This is a genomic window from Variovorax cryoconiti, from assembly GCF_051216395.1.
Lineage (GTDB): Bacteria > Pseudomonadota > Gammaproteobacteria > Burkholderiales > Burkholderiaceae_C > Variovorax.
The window spans coordinates 899,121-916,013 of sequence record NZ_JBPJZI010000001.1; the positions used below are offsets into that span (position 1 = coordinate 899,121).

The 16,893-nt window shown below is 63.7% G+C and carries 14 protein-coding genes; 7 read left to right on the forward strand and 7 right to left on the reverse strand.

Annotated elements, in window-relative coordinates:
- The first annotated feature begins 24 nt into the window (after positions 1 to 24).
- Genes ACSFA2_RS04480 through ACSFA2_RS04490 form a run of 3 tightly spaced genes read left to right on the forward strand, consistent with a single transcriptional unit; the run spans position 25 to position 2,703 of the window.
- Positions 25 to 954: a multiubiquitin domain-containing protein gene (locus ACSFA2_RS04480; protein WP_435454086.1), complete on the forward strand. Its 930-nt coding sequence runs from the start codon at positions 25 to 27 to the stop codon at positions 952 to 954.
- Positions 954 to 2,360, forward strand: coding sequence for a ThiF family adenylyltransferase (locus ACSFA2_RS04485; RefSeq protein WP_435454087.1), 1,407 nt, complete (start codon positions 954 to 956; stop codon positions 2,358 to 2,360). Before ACSFA2_RS04480 ends, ACSFA2_RS04485 begins: the two co-directional genes overlap by 1 nt.
- A gap of 4 nt (positions 2,361 to 2,364) precedes the next feature.
- Positions 2,365 to 2,703: a ubiquitination-like system serine protease family protein gene (locus ACSFA2_RS04490; protein ID WP_435454088.1), complete on the forward strand. Its 339-nt coding sequence runs from the start codon at positions 2,365 to 2,367 to the stop codon at positions 2,701 to 2,703.
- Positions 2,704 to 2,831: 128 nt separating this feature from the next.
- Here ACSFA2_RS04490 and ACSFA2_RS04495 read toward each other — a convergent pair whose 3' ends face one another.
- From ACSFA2_RS04495 to ACSFA2_RS04515, 5 genes are all read right to left on the reverse strand, one after another.
- Positions 2,832 to 3,647: a TatD family hydrolase gene (locus ACSFA2_RS04495; RefSeq protein WP_435454089.1), complete on the reverse strand. Its 816-nt coding sequence runs from the start codon at positions 3,645 to 3,647 to the stop codon at positions 2,832 to 2,834.
- 87 nt (positions 3,648 to 3,734) lie between these two features.
- The gene (locus ACSFA2_RS04500) at positions 3,735 to 5,429 is read right to left on the reverse strand and encodes a hypothetical protein (protein ID WP_435454090.1); all 1,695 of its coding nucleotides are present in this window, start codon (positions 5,427 to 5,429) and stop codon (positions 3,735 to 3,737) included.
- Positions 5,426 to 5,854: a hypothetical protein gene (locus tag ACSFA2_RS04505; protein ID WP_435454091.1), complete on the reverse strand. Its 429-nt coding sequence runs from the start codon at positions 5,852 to 5,854 to the stop codon at positions 5,426 to 5,428. The genes ACSFA2_RS04500 and ACSFA2_RS04505 overlap by 4 nt, the downstream gene beginning before the upstream one ends.
- Before the next feature lie 2 nt (positions 5,855 to 5,856).
- Positions 5,857 to 7,353, reverse strand: a complete 1,497-nt coding sequence (locus ACSFA2_RS04510) for a radical SAM protein (protein WP_435454092.1) — start codon at positions 7,351 to 7,353, stop codon at positions 5,857 to 5,859.
- 7 nt (positions 7,354 to 7,360) lie between these two features.
- Positions 7,361 to 7,564, reverse strand: coding sequence for a hypothetical protein (locus ACSFA2_RS04515; RefSeq protein WP_435454093.1), 204 nt, complete (start codon positions 7,562 to 7,564; stop codon positions 7,361 to 7,363).
- Between the two features lie 339 nt (positions 7,565 to 7,903).
- On the opposite strand from ACSFA2_RS04515, the gene ACSFA2_RS04520 reads away from it, so the two are divergent.
- The 3 genes from ACSFA2_RS04520 to ACSFA2_RS04530 all read left to right on the forward strand — a co-directional run bounded on the left by ACSFA2_RS04520 (position 7,904) and on the right by ACSFA2_RS04530 (position 12,519).
- Complete coding sequence (locus tag ACSFA2_RS04520; protein ID WP_435454094.1) at positions 7,904 to 10,825, forward strand: phospholipase D-like domain-containing protein; 2,922 nt, start codon at positions 7,904 to 7,906, stop codon at positions 10,823 to 10,825.
- A 183-nt stretch (positions 10,826 to 11,008) separates the two neighbouring features.
- Positions 11,009 to 11,380 carry a hypothetical protein gene (locus ACSFA2_RS04525; protein ID WP_435454095.1) on the forward strand — a complete coding sequence of 124 codons (372 nt, stop codon included), beginning with the start codon at positions 11,009 to 11,011 and terminating at the stop codon, positions 11,378 to 11,380.
- 5 nt (positions 11,381 to 11,385) lie between these two features.
- A complete protein-coding gene (locus tag ACSFA2_RS04530) occupies positions 11,386 to 12,519 on the forward strand; it encodes a hypothetical protein (RefSeq protein ID WP_435454096.1) in 1,134 nt (377 codons plus the stop codon).
- 15 nt (positions 12,520 to 12,534) lie between these two features.
- On the opposite strand, the gene ACSFA2_RS04535 is transcribed toward ACSFA2_RS04530, so the two are convergent.
- Both ACSFA2_RS04535 and ACSFA2_RS04540 read right to left on the reverse strand, forming a co-directional pair.
- Positions 12,535 to 13,668, reverse strand: coding sequence for an ImmA/IrrE family metallo-endopeptidase (locus ACSFA2_RS04535; RefSeq protein ID WP_435454097.1), 1,134 nt, complete (start codon positions 13,666 to 13,668; stop codon positions 12,535 to 12,537).
- Between the two features lie 155 nt (positions 13,669 to 13,823).
- Positions 13,824 to 15,212 carry a tyrosine-type recombinase/integrase gene (locus tag ACSFA2_RS04540; RefSeq protein ID WP_435454098.1) on the reverse strand — a complete coding sequence of 463 codons (1,389 nt, stop codon included), beginning with the start codon at positions 15,210 to 15,212 and terminating at the stop codon, positions 13,824 to 13,826.
- A gap of 349 nt (positions 15,213 to 15,561) precedes the next feature.
- Between ACSFA2_RS04540 and ACSFA2_RS04545 the strand changes: the two genes are divergently transcribed.
- A complete protein-coding gene (locus ACSFA2_RS04545; protein ID WP_435454099.1) occupies positions 15,562 to 16,884 on the forward strand; it encodes an efflux RND transporter periplasmic adaptor subunit in 1,323 nt (440 codons plus the stop codon).
- The last annotated feature ends 9 nt before the right edge of the window (positions 16,885 to 16,893 follow it).

The window sequence follows — 16,893 nt, forward strand, 5'->3', positions numbered from 1 at the left end:
GATGGCCGACAGAAAGTCAATCAAATGCAAACGCAAAATCCTGGCGATGACAGCCGTATCCCGCTCGAAGACGTAGGCGCCGCCATCCGCGAAGGCCGTGGTCTTCGCCTGGCACACCTCTATCGCATCGTGGTGGCCGATGAACAGCTCAACGAGCGCAACCTGGATCTGAGCGATCCGGTCCCCACCGGCCGCCAGATCCTGCAGGCTGCCGGAGTTCGCCCGGTGGCGGACTACAGCATCTACGCGATCCTGCCATCGGGCGATTTCGAAGATCTGCGTCTCGACGAGACGTACGACCTGCGTGAACGCTGCGCAGAACGTTTCGTCATCTTCCAGACGGACCGCGCATTCAAGTTCACGATCGACGATCGCCAAATGGAATGGGGCAAGCCCTCGATCAGCGGCAAGATCTTGAAGGCGTTGGCTGGCGTTCCGACTGACACCTATGACGTCTACCTCGAAGTGCGTGGTGGCGGCCAGGACGTTCTCATCCGTGACGCCGACTTGATCGACCTCAGCAAGCCGGGCATCGAGCGCTTCATCACGCTGATCCGCGACACGACGGAAGGACTGGCGGCGCTGCCGGAGGCCGATCAGCGCTATCTGGACAGCCACGGCTTCGCTGTGGAAGTGGTCGGTGACGGCACGCACACGGGCGTTGTGCTGAAGCAGATGCAACTGCCGCAAGGCAAATTCAACCACCCGGCTGCCGACGTGTTGGTGATCCTGCCGCCCGGCTATCCCGACGTGGCGCCGGACATGTTCTTCTGCGACCCCTGGTTGACGCTGGCGTCCGCCGGTCGCTACCCGACATGTGCGGATCAGCCGCACGCCTTCATGGGCCGCAACTGGCAACGCTGGTCTCGCCACAACACCAACTGGCGGCCGGGTGTTGATGGCTTGCACACGATGATCAAGCGCATCGAGCACGCACTAGCGGAGGCCAAGTGATGTCGGCCGCAGCGATGGACATCATCTTGCTGGAATCCCATGAAGCGGCGCTGCGCGCGCTGCTTCACCGGGAAAACGGCTCGGAGGCAGCCGCCTATGTGCTGTTCGGCAAGGCCGAGATCGCGGCGGACCCGTGGTCCAACCAGCCACGCATCCGCCTGATCTCGCACGAGGTGGTGCCAATCACGTCAGACGAAATGGTTTCGTCCTCGTCGACGCATGTGACGTGGTCGACGCAGGGATTCATGCGGCTGCTGGGCCTGGCCCAGCACCGCAACCTCGTTCCTGGGTTGGTTCACACACATCCTGGCGCGAACGCGTTCTTCTCCGACCAGGACGATCGCAACGAAGCTGAGCTGGCGCGTACCACCTTCAACAAGGGCGCACTTGGACTCGCCAGCATGGTCTTCGGTCAGCACGATGCCATCGCGGGGCGCCTGTGGACATCGGCCAAGGCATCCACGCAAGCGTCGTCTATCTCCATTGTCGGAAGCCAGATCAAGATCTGGCGCGCGGATGCTGAGCGCGAAGACACAGAGTTTCTGGCCCGGCAGGCAGCGCTGTTCGGCAAAGGATTCAACCCCATCGTGAGGGCACTGCGCGTCGGAGTGATCGGTTGCGGTGGTACGGGCAGTGCAGTGGTTTCCCTGCTGACCCGGCTGGGTGTCGGCCACCTGGCGTTGATGGACAACGACACGATCGACACGACCAACCTCAATCGTGTCCACGGTTCACGCGCCACGGACGTGCCTGCCAAGCTGGCCAAAGTGGACATCCTCGCACGCGAAGTCGAGGCGTGCGGCTTGGGCAACCACGTCGTCACTCGGCGGGCGTGGGTGGGCGATCCATCGCTGCGTGACGTTCTACGGTCTTGCGACGTGATTTTCGGCTGTACCGATGACAACCAGGGCCGTCTGACCTTGAACCGGCTTGCCCACTACTACGGAATTCCCGTGATCGACGTGGGATTGCGCATGCGATCGGCCAAAAGCGGGGTGGACTACGACATGACGGGCCGCGTCACGACGATCAGACCAGGCAACCCTTGCCTGATGTGTCTTGGCGTCGTCAACGCCCAGCGTGCTGCAGCCGAAGGTCTGCAGCGCAATGATCCCGCGGAGTTTGAACGCCGCAAGGCTGAGGCGTATGTGGAGGGCGGCGGCGACCCAGCCCCCGCAGTGGTCACGTTCACCACCAGCATTGCTTGCGCTGCAGTGGATGAACTGATCCAGGGTTTGACAGGGTTTCGCGGCCAAGGCGGCATGGTGCATAACCGCATTCGCCGATTCGACCGTGTTGAGGATCGCTCGATGACGTGTCGACCGGTTCCGACATGCCCTGTTTGTGGAACTCAGGCCATCTGGGGCCGTGGCGACGTGGACCCCTTTCTTGGCGTGATCGGGTGACGGCATGAAACGCATATTTGCATTCATGCTGCGCCGCCTAGGGTTTCTGGATTTCAACTTCCTCGTGAAACGAGTTGATCAACATCCGGGCAAGACCGAGATTCCGGTGGGTGAACTGTGGTTAGTGGTGGATGGTGGCGTCAAGAAATGGGCATGCTTGAGTTGCCCAGGCGGGTGCGGTGTGCAGATATCGCTGTCGCTGAATCCTGAGCGTCGTCCACGTTGGGAGGTCGAGCATGATTTCTGGAGGCGTCCAACGGTTGCACCTTCGATCCATCAGCAAAAGATGTGCAGATGTCATTTTTGGATTCGAAAAGGGCTGATCGAGTGGTGCAAGCCTTGAGCGCAGGCCGATGTACGTTCGCCTGAATCAGGCTATCGAACACATCTGATAGCGAGCGAGCTGATCATGTTCCTGACGGCGACGCGCCGAGCATGTAATGCGCACCGACCAGAGGGGCCGAAGCCCCGTCAATTGCCTGGAAGGCCGAACATCCGTCGGCTATTGGAACTGCAGGCTTGAATGATCTCGTCGATGTCGCGGCCCAAGAGCTCTGCCACGCTTGCCGCGACCCAGGGAAGATTCGCCGGCTCGTTGTGCCCACGGCGCATTGCGGCGTTCTTGGGGAACAGATAGGGAGCATCCGTTTCAAGGTGCAGTCGATCCATCGGAATGACTGGCAAGGCTTCGCGAAGTGCTTGGCCGCGTTGGAGGTCTGTGACCCAGCCCGTGATGCCAATGTCGAGCCCCATCGCGAGAAAGGCCTCCGCTTCCGTGCGGTTGCCTGTGAAACAGTGCACGACGCCGCGCGCCCCGTCAGCCACCACAGGGGTCAGCATGTCGTGGAAGTCGATGAAGGCGTCGCGGCAGTGAAGGAAAAGCGGCTTGCGCGTCTCTACAGCCATTGACAGCTGCTGCTCGAAGGCTATGCGCTGTGCCTGGGGAGGCGAAAAGTTGCGATTGTAGTCAAGGCCGCACTCTCCGACAGCCACGACTTCCGGGCATTTCCAGAGTTCGGTCAGCTCGCGGAAGGTGCTTCGGTCGTACGACTTTGCGTCATGGGGGTGTACCCCCGCGGTCGCGAAGACGGTGCCCGGATTGGCTCTTGCAAGCTCAAGGGCCAGACGACTGGATGCCGTTGATGTGCCTGTGGCGAGTATCTGGGTCACGTTTGCCGCCCGTGCACGTACCAACAATTGCGCAGTCAGCGACGTCAACTGCGCCGAGTGGAAATTGACGCCGATGTCGACCAGTTGCGCTCTTTCGAATTGTGATCCCTTGCTCATGCGCCGATGGTACGGGGTGATGCAGACGGTCCATGTACGGTCCGACTTTTGACCCAGCGGGCGCCGGGAGAGGCAGTCCGGGCTGGCCTAGCACGCGGTCGAAAAGTGCTCAGCGTATGGACTGGAGGACCACCTTCGCAGCATTGGAAGATGCTCATAACCGCAGGGGCAGGCGGTTCTCAGCAGCAGTGCGCCTGTGCGCCGCCGTCCGCACGCGGCACAGCGGTTCCGAACCGTCAGGAACACCATGCCAAGCATGACAACGAGAGCAGCCAGGACGATCACGTCGACGATGAAACCGCCGGATGTCAAGCTGGCTGCGCTGAAAGCGCCGACCGTTGCAACGATGCCCACCGCGTGGAACAGGGCGACGTGTCGACCGGCACGCGCCTCCCCGGTTGCCGCAACGCGAATCGCGGCGAGGTAGGAGAGGGCCAGCAAGATGAGCGCCACCATCGCACCGATCTTGCCTCCGCCGCCCGTAAATCCGTGCCAAATGCGATCGGCAATGACGTCGAGCGGAAAGCCCTTGCGCAGCCCGAACACGAGCTCGAGAACGAACCGAGGAACCTGCGTGGCGGCGCCCGCCAGTGCCGCATAGATCACGATCTTCAGCAGGAAGGTTCTGTGCAGCAATGTGTCCACGCCGAGGCGCACGATGTCGGCACACAGGACCAAGTAAAGAATGATGCCGGTCGCCACCGTAATGGTCAGGTTCCACCAGTGGCGTTCCATGCCAAACACTTCCTGCCAGCCTGTCATCAATAGCAGCGAAAGTGGTTGTGCTCCAGCGACGATGAACGGGTACAGCACGACGGAAAGCAGCACGAAGTCGTGCTGTTGAAGGACGCGGCGGCGAGCCGAAGCCGTGGGGTGCAGTTGAACGAAATCCAGCAGCGCTTTAAAGCGCATAGGCGGCGACGCGGCTTTCGAGAAGACCCGATCGGCTAGGACGCCGCTGCCGCACAGCTGCGATCCACGGAGGTCGTGGAGGTGCTCGCGGCGTACGGCGAAGTAGTACGAGTACACCAGCACGACGAGCGAAGACAGTGCGAGGAGCACGAGGTGGTAGGACATGCTGCGGTACAGGGAGGCATCCCAAACCGGCTCGAAGCCCCAAGCCCGGGGTGTGCTGTCAAGACCGCGCCGATCAATGAACCCAAGCACAAGCAGGAAGACCACCAGTAGCCAACCGAGCACCCGAAAATGGACGATGACGGCGCGCCGCGCGCCGATCTCCATCGCCGTCCCTCGCAGTTCAAGATGGGACACCTCGTGCCCCAGTTGTGCTGCGAATGACTCGGGGTCCTCCGACTGGCGCTTGCGCTGGCCCAGCCCGACGACCACGGCTGACGTGCCGTCGACGTCGCCTTCTCGGACTTCGAGGGCGGAGGCGTTCTTGGGCGTGTAGCGGAGATGCGGTGATTCACCCATTGTCGACCGACTCGACACCTTTGCCAGTGCGCTGCGGATGCCCTCGAACGTCGGCGATGACGCTGCGACTTCCAGGCGCCGGGCCGCTGCTGTACCGCGGCGCCAGCGCAGGACCGATACGGTGGCGATTGCTGCCGCACCGACCAACGAGAGCACGACGCCGGCCACAACCACATTGATGTGGATGACGTCGCCGACCGCCTTCAAAGGGAAGCCTCGCCACAGCTGGGCGAGAAAGACGTACTGCAGCGTCGCGAGAATCGTTACTGCGATGGCCGCCGGGATATCGGAGACACCCAGGCGCGTAGTCAATCGACCAGGGTGGGTGTTCGCGGGCCAGGTGATCACTCGGTGGGTTTCAGCTTGCTGAACAAGACATCGAACCCGGCGTTCAGTACGTCCTTCTGCTCGCGCGCGACCTTGCTCTTGGCGATCGCGACCTCGATCTCCGTCCTAAGGTGGGTCGCCTCGTCGGCACTGGCCTGTCGCTTAAGCAGCTTGTCCAGGAGCGTGCCGGCCGCCTTTTTCGCCTGGTCCTTGATAACGTCCTTCGCGACATCGCCGAGAAAGGTGAGAAGAAACGGCACGACGGCTGCGGCGAAGGTGGCGATCTCGGCGCCACCGATGAACCGTCCCTCGTCCTGAGAAACGGCGCGGTGCCAATCGGTGATCATGGCGTCGAAGTTGTCCTCGACCACGAAAACGTCGTCGGGCTCAACGAGCGTGACGATGTCGGTGGAGAGCCTCTTCAACGATTCTTGTTCGCTGGGCATGTTCAACCTCCGGTGCATGTCTCGTGCGTGGCCGACGTGCCATGGCGAAACTGGGCGACGTCGTCAAGCTCGACCAGAGTCTCATCTGTCAGCGTGCCAATATCGACCCATGGCGACAGAACGTACCGCGCCAGGTTGCGGCGCCAATATCCGCATTGCTCCTGCAGCGCCTGGGCGTCGCGCTCGAGATGGTGCTTGGGACATCCGCCCCAGCACAGCGGCAGGAACGAGCAGCTGCCGCAGCGCGACTCCTCAGTAGGATCGTAGGCCGTCCACCACCCGGTATCCGTGGCCGCGGCCGTTGCGCCTAGCGGGCGTATGGGAATGACGCGCCCTCTCGTGGAATGCAACCTGCCGACGGCGCGAGCGGGCTCCGAAACCTGAAGCCCACATCGATAGAGTGCCTTGTCCGCGCCGAATACGACCGAGTCCTCGGCCAATGCGGCGCACACACTCATCCTCGGCTGGAGCTGCCCGTTGGAGACATAGGGGTCCTCGAACCGAACCGAGTCCCCGCCCTCGCTGCGCATCTGCGACGACAGGGCATCGAATGACCGCGAGTCCAGGCCATGATCCAGCATGAACTTCGAGCGCTCAGAATACTGCGCCAGGCGGGCGGGGGCGACAACGAGCGGAAATCGCCGCCCGAACCACCCGCGCTGCCGCGCCATCTTCATGAGCGGGATGGCATCGCCGACGTTGCCGGGGTCGATGTTGACGCGCAGATCGACCCGGACGTGATCCAGCAGCGCGTCGATCAGTGCGACCGCTTTCGCGAAGGACGAGGTGCCGTCGTCGGGACGGTACTGGCGGCGGTAGCGGCGGCGCCGGTTGTGCTCGGACTCCAGACCGTCGAGGGAAATCTGGGCTTCACGAATCGCGTGGCGCGACACGAAGGCAGCCACATCGTCCGGCCACAGCGTGCCGTTCGAGACGATGGAGGCTGCATAGGCGACACCGCGTTCGCGACACAGGGCTTGCAGCGACCGCGACAGGACTTCGATCAGGTCGGGGTTGAGCAGTGGTTCGCCCCCGTACCAATCGACATGCAGCGAGCGCTTGCCCGACGCGTCGAGGCGGTCGGTCACCCATCGCGTGATGGTGGCAGCATCCATGGCCTCGAGCCGCTGTTCGCTGCGTTCCTCGTAGCAGTAGTAGCACGCGAGGTTGCAATCCAGCGTAGTGGTGATCGTCACCACCATCGGGGCTTCTCGCCGGGCATCCCAGAATCGGCGGCGCACCTCGGCGACTTCATCGAAGTTCGGATCGATGAGAAAGCCGCCTTCGATCAGGCGATTGAGCACGTCCGTTTGCCAGCCCTCGCTCGACCACGCCTGCACCGCCGAGCTCAACTCTGCGCCCAGCGTTGCTGCGGCTTCGCCTTCCAACACCCACGACGCGCCTGTACGTCCGTTGAACAGGACGACGCGCTCCCCGTGAGCGAACGAAAAGTTGTAGCGCGATGCCAGCAGGGCTGGCGCCGGCAGCGGCACGCCCACGTCGCGCCTACTTGGACTTGGCCGCCGGATTGACGGCGTCCGAGCCGATGTCGATGACGGCGAGGCATGCGCCACCCATGCCGCATAGCCGCGCAGCTTGCGCAATCTTTTTCAGCTCGGGCGTGTTGAAGACGACCTCGCGGACCTCGAGCCGCATGCCGCTCTTCAACTGAACGGCGGGCTTTTTCTCGTCGCTGACGATGAGCCGCATCGCCCCAGCAGCCTGCGATCTTTTGGTTGCCATCGCGATCCTCCTCGTGTGCGGCGGCGAATTGCCGCGCTGCGGATAAGGTGCCACGAACTCTTGCGAGGGTCAATACGTCCAACGCTAGACGCGCATGCTCGGAGCCCGGCCGATCGCGGAACATCCCCAACATTGAGGATGCCGGCGCGGCTGCGGAACGTCACGGTTCAAGGAGGGCGTCCCGGCCTTGTCGATTTGTTCTGCCGCAGGCGCAGGGGCGATTCACGTCATGACCTTGTCACGCACCGGTGGGCATGCTGCCATCGGGTCGGCGTGACCCGGAAGGAACGAAGGACAGGAGGGCGCATGCTCATCAATCGCGACATCGTTGCCGACATCGAGCGGCGTTGGAAAGCTTACGGCGGCGACAAGATTCCTGCGCGCGACTACAGCGCAAAGGCGGACGCTGCTCGCGCACCCGCCGGTGCCGAAGGGTCAGCGCCGTTCTGGGCCTCCCGCGGACTGCAGCCCAGCGCAGACGGCAAAGCCTTCCGGGCAACGACTGCCGCGGCGGCGCCCGTCGGAGACGGCCTGTCGTTGCCGCCCGAGACGCGGGCCGAGCGCATCCTCGGGTCGAGCGACCTGATGGAGATTGTGTTTCTCGAGGCCGCGCTGCGCGTGGCCGGGACTGTCGCGCGGGTGCGAGTCAATGGCCCCGGTGGAATGCTGGTCGGCTATGGGACTGGCTTTCTGGTCTCCCCGCGCTTGCTGCTGACGAACTGGCATGTGCTCAAGACGAGCGAGGTCGCTCGTGTCTCGATTGCGGAGTTCGGCTACGAAACGCATCTCGGCGATGGCGCGCCCCGCGCCGGCCACGTTTTTCGATTGGAGCCGGAGCGCTTTTACCTCTCGGATCCCACGCTGGACTTCGCGCTGGTAGGCGTGTCATCGGCGGCCCAGGACGGCTATTCGCTGGCATCGATCGAATTCAACCGATTGGTCGATGACGACGAGACGTTGATTGCTAAGGGACAGTTTTCCAACATCATCCAGCACCCGTCCGGCCAGCCCAAACAGATCGCCTTCCGGCAGAACGAAGTGATCGAAAAGCCCGGCGATTTTCTGCACTACCGCACGGACACGGCGCCGGGCTCATCGGGCGCACCGGTCTTCAATGACCAGTGGCAGGTCGTGGCACTACATCGCGCGGGCGTATGGGCGACCAATGACGCAGGCCAAATCCTCGCCGTGGACGGTTCGGTCTGGCAGAACGGCATGCCCGAGGATCGCATCCGGTGGCTGGCGAACGAGGGCGCGCGGGTTCCGAGGCTGCTCGCACGCTGGCGCAACCCGGGGCCTGGCTTGGGCCGAGGTGACTACCTCGATGAACTGATGGCACCAAGCGCCCCATCGGTGCTGGATGGGCGGGAGGCTCTGACTGTGCCGTCCAGCGCGGTGTCTTTGCCAGCGGCCTCGGCTACCGCCCCGGCCGCCGCGAACGTTCGGGACGTCAATCAATCGAGCAACGCTATCGACGTCTCGCCGGACGGGACGGCGACGTGGACCATTCCGCTGCGCGTCTCCGTCGCGCTTGGCGGGCTCGTGGGTGTTCAACCGGTCGGAGGCGCTCCGGTCCCGCTGCCAGTGACACCGAACCCGAACCCTGCGCCGGTTGCCGCCGCTCCCGTGACCGACCTGGCATCGGTTCTGGCTCGTGCCAAGGAAGCCGTCATGCTTGGTCGCACCGATGTGATCGGGGTGCGCGCTGGCTGGGTGTTCGACGATAACGGCATCACCGATCAACGTGCCCTGGTGGTGACCGTGCGCCGCAAGCGCACCACGGCAGAGTTGGCGGCTGCCGGTGTCACGGAACTGCCCAGATCATTCGAGGGCTACCCGGTCGAAGTCATGGGACCGAGCGTCGAGGATTTCCTGCGCATGAGCGTCGGGCCGGCCCGCACCGAAGCGCTGCTCGCGACGCGCATCACGCCCGAAGAGATCACCTACGTCCCGCCCGCAGACCTCGACCTGCAGCCGGTGACCGACAATATGCGCGTTGTCGCCCACGTGAGCCCCGACGCCGGCTGGCCGGTTCTGCAGGCGTTCATCCGCTCCGCCAAGAAGCGGCTTGTGGGGGCGATGTACGAGTTCACTGCAGAACACATCCGCACCGCGCTGACCGAGACGGCTCAGGCCCCGCGCTTCAAGGAACTGACCTTGGTGCTCGATTCGACGCGTGGAAGCATCAAGAATGCACCAACCGTCCGCGATTCCGATGCGATGGTTCGCGATATGCGAGAGACCCTCGGCGACAAGCTTCGTGTGGCTTGGGTCAAGCTGGGATCGGTCCGGGGCTGGGTCAACCACGATTACCACATCAAGGTACTGATCCGCGACGACGAGGCCCTGTGGCTTTCGAGCGGCAACTGGAAGGGCTCCAGCCAGCCCGACGCGGATCCCAGTGGCGATGATGCAGCGCTGCGCAGTCTCATCGACGAGGGCAACCGCGAGTGGCATGCCGTCATTGAGCACCGAGGTCTGGCTCAGACCTATCAAACGGCCGTGCTCGGGGACTTCGATGCGAACCTGGACACGCGACCGGAAGAGTTGGCAGGGCTGCCGGAGCTGTGGTTCGTCGGCGGCACGACGCCGCTCGTCGAGGAGGTGCTGGGAGCGGTGACGTACTTCGCGCCATTTGACGAGACCCGGAAATTCACCGTCCAGCCCATCCTGACGCCGGACAACTACCTCGACATCGTGATCCCGGCGATCAAGAAGGCGCGCCGGTCGGTGTGGGTCCAGAACCAAAGCCTCTCCGTTCCACCCCAGCGGGCGGACGCACGCTATCTGGAGTTCTGGAAGACGCTTCTGAGCAAGCAGAGACGTGGTTTAGATGTGCGACTGATCTTCCGTGTTCAGGACCGAGATCCCTCTGGTGGACGCGAAATGTTCGAGGCGCTCAAGGACTACGGTTTCGATCCGAAGCGGATAAAGGTCCAGAAGGGCTGCCACACGAAGGGCATGATCATTGATGGGGAACGCGTCATGCTCGGCAGCCACAACCTGACTAACATGGGCGCAACCACCAATCGCGACGCCAGTCTGCTGTTCGACGACGAGCCGCTCGCCGCGTACTTCACCACGCTGTTCGAGCATGACTGGCAGAACATCGCCGGGCCGCTTACCAGTCGCCACTGGCGCAACGCCGAGCTGCGGGTCGCAGAGGACGTGACGCCTGACGAAGGGTTCAGGCCCTTCGAGTGGAAGGCATGGCTTGAGGGCGCGTAGCCTTGCCGCAACCCGGCGTGCCTTTTGCGCCCCTGCATTCGCAGAGGCTCGTGGCCCCTATGATGAATGCCACGCGGAAAAACAGGGAGATGGCGGTGACCCTCGCGCGCGCCCGAGAGGGGCCGTGTCCGAGCTGCCAGCCCGGCACCGGTTCCCGAAGACCTTCAGGACGAGAAAGAGGCTATGACCACGGATACCGAAATTGCTCGCTTGGACGGGCTCTCCGACGACTTGTTGCTGGGCGAGTTTGGGCGTGCAGTGCTCAAACAACGGGGAGGGCTGCAGGCTCGTCCCCCCGGGTTGAAGCAACTGATCAAGCTAGCACGGGAGTGGCTCAAGGCGGAACACAAGAGCTTGCAGGCCCTGGTGTGCGGAAGCGACAAGGTGCGGCAGGTCGTCCAGGCTGAGCCGAATGCGAAAGGCAAGATCGTGCTGGTCGTGGTCGACACGATCGCCGCGGCCTACGTTGGATTTCCTTGCGTCACGATCGCAGAGATTCTGGTGCGTGACGGTATCAAGGACTTCTGCACGGTGGCTTGGTCGAGCGGAGCCTAGATCCGGTGGCCCGTACCGCGTCGGCCGACTTCCAGGCTTTCGCGAGGTCGCGGGGCGGTGTCTTCACGGACTTCGATTCGTTTTCGGGGCTGCTGATGCAGCCGAACCTGGTCACGGCACGCGGTCGAGCTGCAAGCTTCGTTGGATGGCGCAGCTCGCGCGGCGAGGAACTCCGCCATTGCGAGTGCCACTACCTGGATAGTGCATCGGCCGATGCCCACGCCGCGAGGGAAGCGGACACGTTCTGCCTGGCCGTCAACGACGCGCTGCCGCATCAGTTGCTGGACATCTTCTCGCTGACTTTCTCCGTGCCATCGTTCTTCGAAGGCGTGGGCAATGTATCGCTGGAGGACGCTTCGCGCGCCAAGGCTCGAACCAAGCCTGCAGGCTACGGCTTGTTCAAGAGGGATGCGTCGGAGTCGCTCGACGTCGAAGGCGAACTGTCCTACCCCCGGTGTCCCATTCGCAGACAGGGCGCTTTGTACTTCACTGGGCTGGCCCTCGATGCCATCTGGTCGCACGAGTTGGCCCACGTGTTCCTAGGGCACGTGGACTTTGCGGATCGGCATTTGGGCATTCGCACGCTTCATGAGGTCCCGGCCGAGGCGTCGGACTTGCGAACGATGCCGCTCGAAACCGAAGCCGATCGCTTCGGAACGATCACCATCGTTCACGCCGGAATGATTTCCACGCCTTACGTGCCGGCCGCGCTGCGTAATCTGCCTGCGACGCTGCGCGTTCAGGCGGCCCTGGTCGTTGCCGCCGTCTTGACCTGGTTTTGGGCATTCCAGCAGCGGATCGACCGGACCTTCGACGGCATCGACCCATACGACGGCGGCTCGCACCCGCCACCGTTGGCACGCTTGCATCTGGCGTTCGACGCCGGACGCGAGATGCTCGCGAAGCTGGGGTGGCCCGCGCCGATGATCAGCGCGACGGTGTTTGAGGCCATGTCGCAACTGGAGAACCTGGCACACGCGAAGGATTGGTTCTCGATCCTGGCGCCCGCGAACGCCTTCTCAGAAAGCGCCTTGGGCTTTGCGAGAGACCTCAAGACCATGCTGGCCGATTCATACAGAGCGATCGAGCCGGACCTTGCGCCGTACCGGTATGCCGCGCAGCCACGCGCCGTCACCTGAGACACCCGAGGGATGCTAGTTTCGGAGGGCGCGCAGGGCCGAAGCGATAAGTTCCGGTCGCAGGTCCCGCAGCAGCCGTCCGAACGCTCTACGGTCCGCAAACAGATAGCGATTGGTATTGGTGCGGCGAATCTGCTGCAGCAGGGTCGCCTCGCGGATGCGGGCGGGAGGATGGGTCTCGTGCTCCGTCTCGATGTGCGGAAGGCCAAGCTCAAGTCGCTCGATCTCCACGACGAGATCATCGAGTTCGAAGAAGAGACCGATGCCAACATACTTGCCGTAGATGAGATCGAGCACCGACTGCTCAGCAGTCTGCCCGATGTCGCAAAGGAGGAGTTGCGCTGCGAACAGATCTGCCTCGTGCTCCTGCCGCCATTCCTTCGAGATGACGGGCAGCACAGAGCGTCTGATCCGAGCCAACGCCTGGCGGCCTCGGAGGTGCAGGAGGACGAAATGGCCGAGTTCATGCGCCAGCGCAAAGTCCTGCGCTGCCATGGCTGCTGCGAACGCAGGCAGTTCGCGCTCGGGCTCGAAGGGGAACGCTTCTTCGTTCAGGTAGACCGCGGCCTCCTCGTCGCCGCGGACGAATGCCGCAAGCAGGTTTCCCAGTGCTCGGACGAGGTCGTCGACACTGGTCGATGCATGCCAGGCCGGACCGGGCCACTGGATGTCCTTGTGCACCAGCTTTCCCCGCAGCGCGAACAGCAGCCGAGAGGCGGCCACGAGCATATTTTCCAGGCCGCTGTGGATCAGCAGCAGGGTCGTGGCGCCGTGCGAAGCGGCTTGCGCGTTGAACGAGTGCGTCGGTAGTTCGCCGGCATACAGGGGGCCGGGAAGCACATGACCAGCGCGCGTCGCTGCTTGGGCAAGCCCCGCCAGCCTGTCGTGTAGGTGACCGTTTTGGCTGCGTAGGTAGTTCACAAAGCCGGACGAGTAGCCCGAGATCAAGGCGTTGGCTTGGTCCGATTCGACGGCAAGGCGATCCAGCAACGGTCGCAGAGTGGCTTCGACGGGGACGTCTCCGCGTTCGATCTTTCGGAAGGACGCATCAAGCTCGCTGGTGTGGGCGCGCACGTACTCGAGGAAGTCTCTTTCAGCGGAGGTCAGATTCTCCGAGGAGAGCTGCAGCTCTAGATCGTGCGGATCCATGGTGTCGCATGCTACGGCCTGATCCGACACCGCGAACTGATGGCGAACGGCCAGCGAGCATTCATGCAGGTTTCCAGCCCTCGGAAACCATTGTGTGGTTGCGTTGTAAGCACGGGCCGGGGGCGTCGCCGCGGCTCGATTGCCGCAGCTCGCGGCTAAGCCGCCCGCTGCAGCGGCAATACGTTGTTGGCCGTCAAGATCGCGTCAATGCGCTGACCGAGTAGCCGCCATGCCTCATGCTTTTCTTCGGCGTAGTCATGGTGCAAATAGTGCCTGCGCACTTTGCTGCCTGGCAACACGTGGTTCTGGCATCGATCAATCACGTCTGGGCTGACGCGCAGCGCCTGCATCATGGTGGAGGCGGTTCGGCGCAGATCATGCGGCGTCCATTCGCCGTTCTTGCCATCAGCCAGCACCAGCGAGTCGTCGTTCCTCCGATGCGCGAGTGGTTTGCGGTTCTTGAACTGCGCCTGGCGATCGCCAACCTGCTTGCTGACGCTCTTGACGAAGACGTGACCTTCCTGCTGGCTGGCAGGAAAGCACCAATCGGTTTTGCCGGTCAGTTCATGCAGCGCCTTGAACTGCCGCAGTGCGAACTCGGAGAGATAGACCTGCCAGTCAACGTGCGTCTTGGTGTTCTCGCGAGGAACGAACCAAGTCGCCTTCTCTAGGTCGATGTGCTCCCACCGGGCCTGAAGCAGCTCGCCAATGCGGCATCCGGTCCCGAGGCAGACCCACAAAGCGAGCTGCGTTTCCCGCTGTACCGGCCTGTTTGCGACCCGCTTGTCCTTCGCAGCCTCGTATGTGGCCGCCATGCTGGCGAAGATGTCGCGAAGCTCCCTGATCTCATTGGCAGAAAGGGTGCGTTCACGGATGCCCGGCTCGTAGCCTTGCGGTACGACTTGCTTCAGTTCGACCAACTCGGCCGGGTTGCCATGGACCAGCAGCGAGCGCCAGGGCTGGCGCTTGATGGCCCAGCGGAACATCTGGCGCATCTCGGTCAGCATGCGCTCCGCAGTTCGGGCTCGTCCGCGTTTGCGCCCGACGTTACGAAGGAGGTTGAGTAGTTGCGCGTCGCCGAGTTCGCGCACCGGCGTGCCTCCGATGCTGGGCAGCACGTCCTTCTCGAAAGTCCGGCGAAGTTCGGCGTTGGCGTCCTTGCGGCTCACGCCGTCGGCCAGCCAGGTCTCGAACAACGTGCGGAAAGGAGCATTGGCAGCCAACGCTGCAGCCTTTGCTTCTGCGGCCGCACGATCGGCTTCGGCGCGCTGCACCTGAAAGTCGATGCCGTCTCGTGCGAGCGACTGAATGCGGGCGTTCTCAGTCACCGCCTGGGCGAGGGACATGTGGCCGTCGGTGCCGCTGCTGCCGTACGGGCGCGGCAAGCGCGCTTGGATCTGCTTGCCAGCCACGACATAGCGCACGAGCCATGTCTTGGTGCCGTCCGGCGCCACGCGCAGGTAGAGGCCGCGGTCGGCCGTGACCTTGTAGCCGGCGTCCTTGGGCTTGAGCGCTTCAATGCCGCGTACAGTCAGCTTCGCCATTTCCGTGTCCTAGCCGTGTCCTAAAAATCGGTGGATTTCAGTGTATCCAGCCGAACGATCGCGGACAAGAAAACGAGATAAGATATTGTTTTGTATGGGTATTTTCAATCCGTGGACGTCCGGGAAAATCCGCAATTACTCACCTGTCACGCCGGGGGTCGCGGGTTCGAGTCCCGTCCGCTCCGCCAGTTTTGTTGAGAGATAGGCAAGCCCCTGTCGCAGTTTCTGCGACAGGGGCTTTTCGTTTTGTGGGCCGGCGCTGCCTTTACGCCGCGTTTACGGTGCGAGAGGGTTGCCAGCTACGATGCCGGGCTCTACTCGCACCAGACCTGTGCCGCCCCACGATCCCATGGACCACCCCACGACTCCCGCCACGACGCCCGCCGAATCCTTCCCCCCACCAGAGCCGCCGCCCGCGCGTCGGCGTCGCTGGATCGGCATCCTGATTGCACTGCTCGTTGTCGCTGGCCTGGCGGGAGGCAGTTGGTACCTGATCAAGCGTCCACCGGCCGAAGGCGCCGGTGGCTTCGGCGGCCCGGGCGGTCCCGGTGCCTTCGGTGCCGGCATGGTCACGGTGGGCCACGCGGCCGCACGCCAGGCCGATCTGCCGATCACCCTCGATGCACTGGGCACCGTGACGCCGCTGGCGACCATCACGCTCAAGGCGCAGGTCGGCGGTGTGCTGACCGACGTGCTCTTCACCGAAGGACAGACGGTGAAGAAGGGGCAACTGCTCGCACGCATCGATGCGCGCCCGTATGAACAGGCGTTGATGCAGGCGCAAGGCACGCGGGTTCGCGACGAGGCGCAGCTCGAGGCAGCGCGCGTCACGCTGTCGCGCTACCGCACGCTGCTCGGTCAGGATTCGATCGCCCGCCAGGACGTCGACACGCAGGCCGCACTCGTCAAGCAGCTCGAGGGCACCGTCATCACCGACAAGGCGTCGGAAGCCGCCGCGCGCGTGAACGTCGAGTTCACCCGCATCACGGCGCCCATCACCGGCCGCATCGGCCTGCGGGCGGTCGACCAGGGCAACACGGTGACGGCCAATTCGACGACCGGCATCGCCGTCATCACGCAGATGAACCCCATCGACGTGCAGTTCTCGGTGCCGCAGGACCGCGTGCCGGAGATCCAGCAGCAGCTCGCCCAGGGCAAGCCGTTGGCGGTCGCGGCCTTCGACCGCACGCGCAGCACCACGCTCGACCTGGGCACCTTCTCCACACTGGACAACGTGGTCGACACGACGACAGGCACGGTCAAGGCCAAGGCGCGCTTCGAGAACGTCGCTGCAACGCTCTTCCCCAACCAGTTCGTCAATGTGCGCCTCACGCTGCGCACCCTCAATTCGATCGTGGTGCCGGTGACGGCGGTGCGCACTGGTCCGAAGGGGCCGTATGTCTACGTGATCGGTGAGGACCGCACGGTGCAGATGCGCACCGTGAAGCGCGGCGAGTCGACGGTCGACGTCATCGCCATCACCGACGGGCTGAAGGCCGGCGAACTGGTCGTGACCGAGGGCGGCGATCGCCTGAGCGAGGGCTCGCGCGTGCAGTTGCAGGGCGAGCGTCCGGCGGCCGGTCCGCGGCAGGGCGCCTCGGGGCCGCGGGCCGGCGCGTCGGGCCCGCGCGGGGAGCGCCGCCGCCGCGAAGGCGGCGGGCCGCCCCCCTGACCGGAGGCG

Excerpts from the sequence above, each read along its gene's own strand:
- ACSFA2_RS04485 (WP_435454087.1), top strand. The coding sequence starts at position 954 with ATGTCGGCCGCAGCGATGGACATCATCTTGCTGGAATCCCATGAAGCG.
- ACSFA2_RS04490 (WP_435454088.1), top strand. The coding sequence starts at position 2,365 with ATGAAACGCATATTTGCATTCATGCTGCGCCGCCTAGGGTTTCTGGAT.
- ACSFA2_RS04495 (WP_435454089.1), bottom strand. The coding sequence starts at position 3,647 with ATGAGCAAGGGATCACAATTCGAAAGAGCGCAACTGGTCGACATCGGC.
- ACSFA2_RS04535 (WP_435454097.1), bottom strand. The coding sequence starts at position 13,668 with ATGGATCCGCACGATCTAGAGCTGCAGCTCTCCTCGGAGAATCTGACC.
- ACSFA2_RS04545 (WP_435454099.1), top strand. The coding sequence starts at position 15,562 with ATGGACCACCCCACGACTCCCGCCACGACGCCCGCCGAATCCTTCCCC.
- ACSFA2_RS04505 (WP_435454091.1), bottom strand. The coding sequence starts at position 5,854 with ATGCCCAGCGAACAAGAATCGTTGAAGAGGCTCTCCACCGACATCGTC.
- ACSFA2_RS04515 (WP_435454093.1), bottom strand. The coding sequence starts at position 7,564 with ATGCGGCTCATCGTCAGCGACGAGAAAAAGCCCGCCGTTCAGTTGAAG.
- ACSFA2_RS04525 (WP_435454095.1), top strand. The coding sequence starts at position 11,009 with ATGACCACGGATACCGAAATTGCTCGCTTGGACGGGCTCTCCGACGAC.
- ACSFA2_RS04540 (WP_435454098.1), bottom strand. The coding sequence starts at position 15,212 with ATGGCGAAGCTGACTGTACGCGGCATTGAAGCGCTCAAGCCCAAGGAC.
- ACSFA2_RS04480 (WP_435454086.1), top strand. The coding sequence starts at position 25 with ATGCAAACGCAAAATCCTGGCGATGACAGCCGTATCCCGCTCGAAGAC.
- ACSFA2_RS04520 (WP_435454094.1), top strand. The coding sequence starts at position 7,904 with ATGCTCATCAATCGCGACATCGTTGCCGACATCGAGCGGCGTTGGAAA.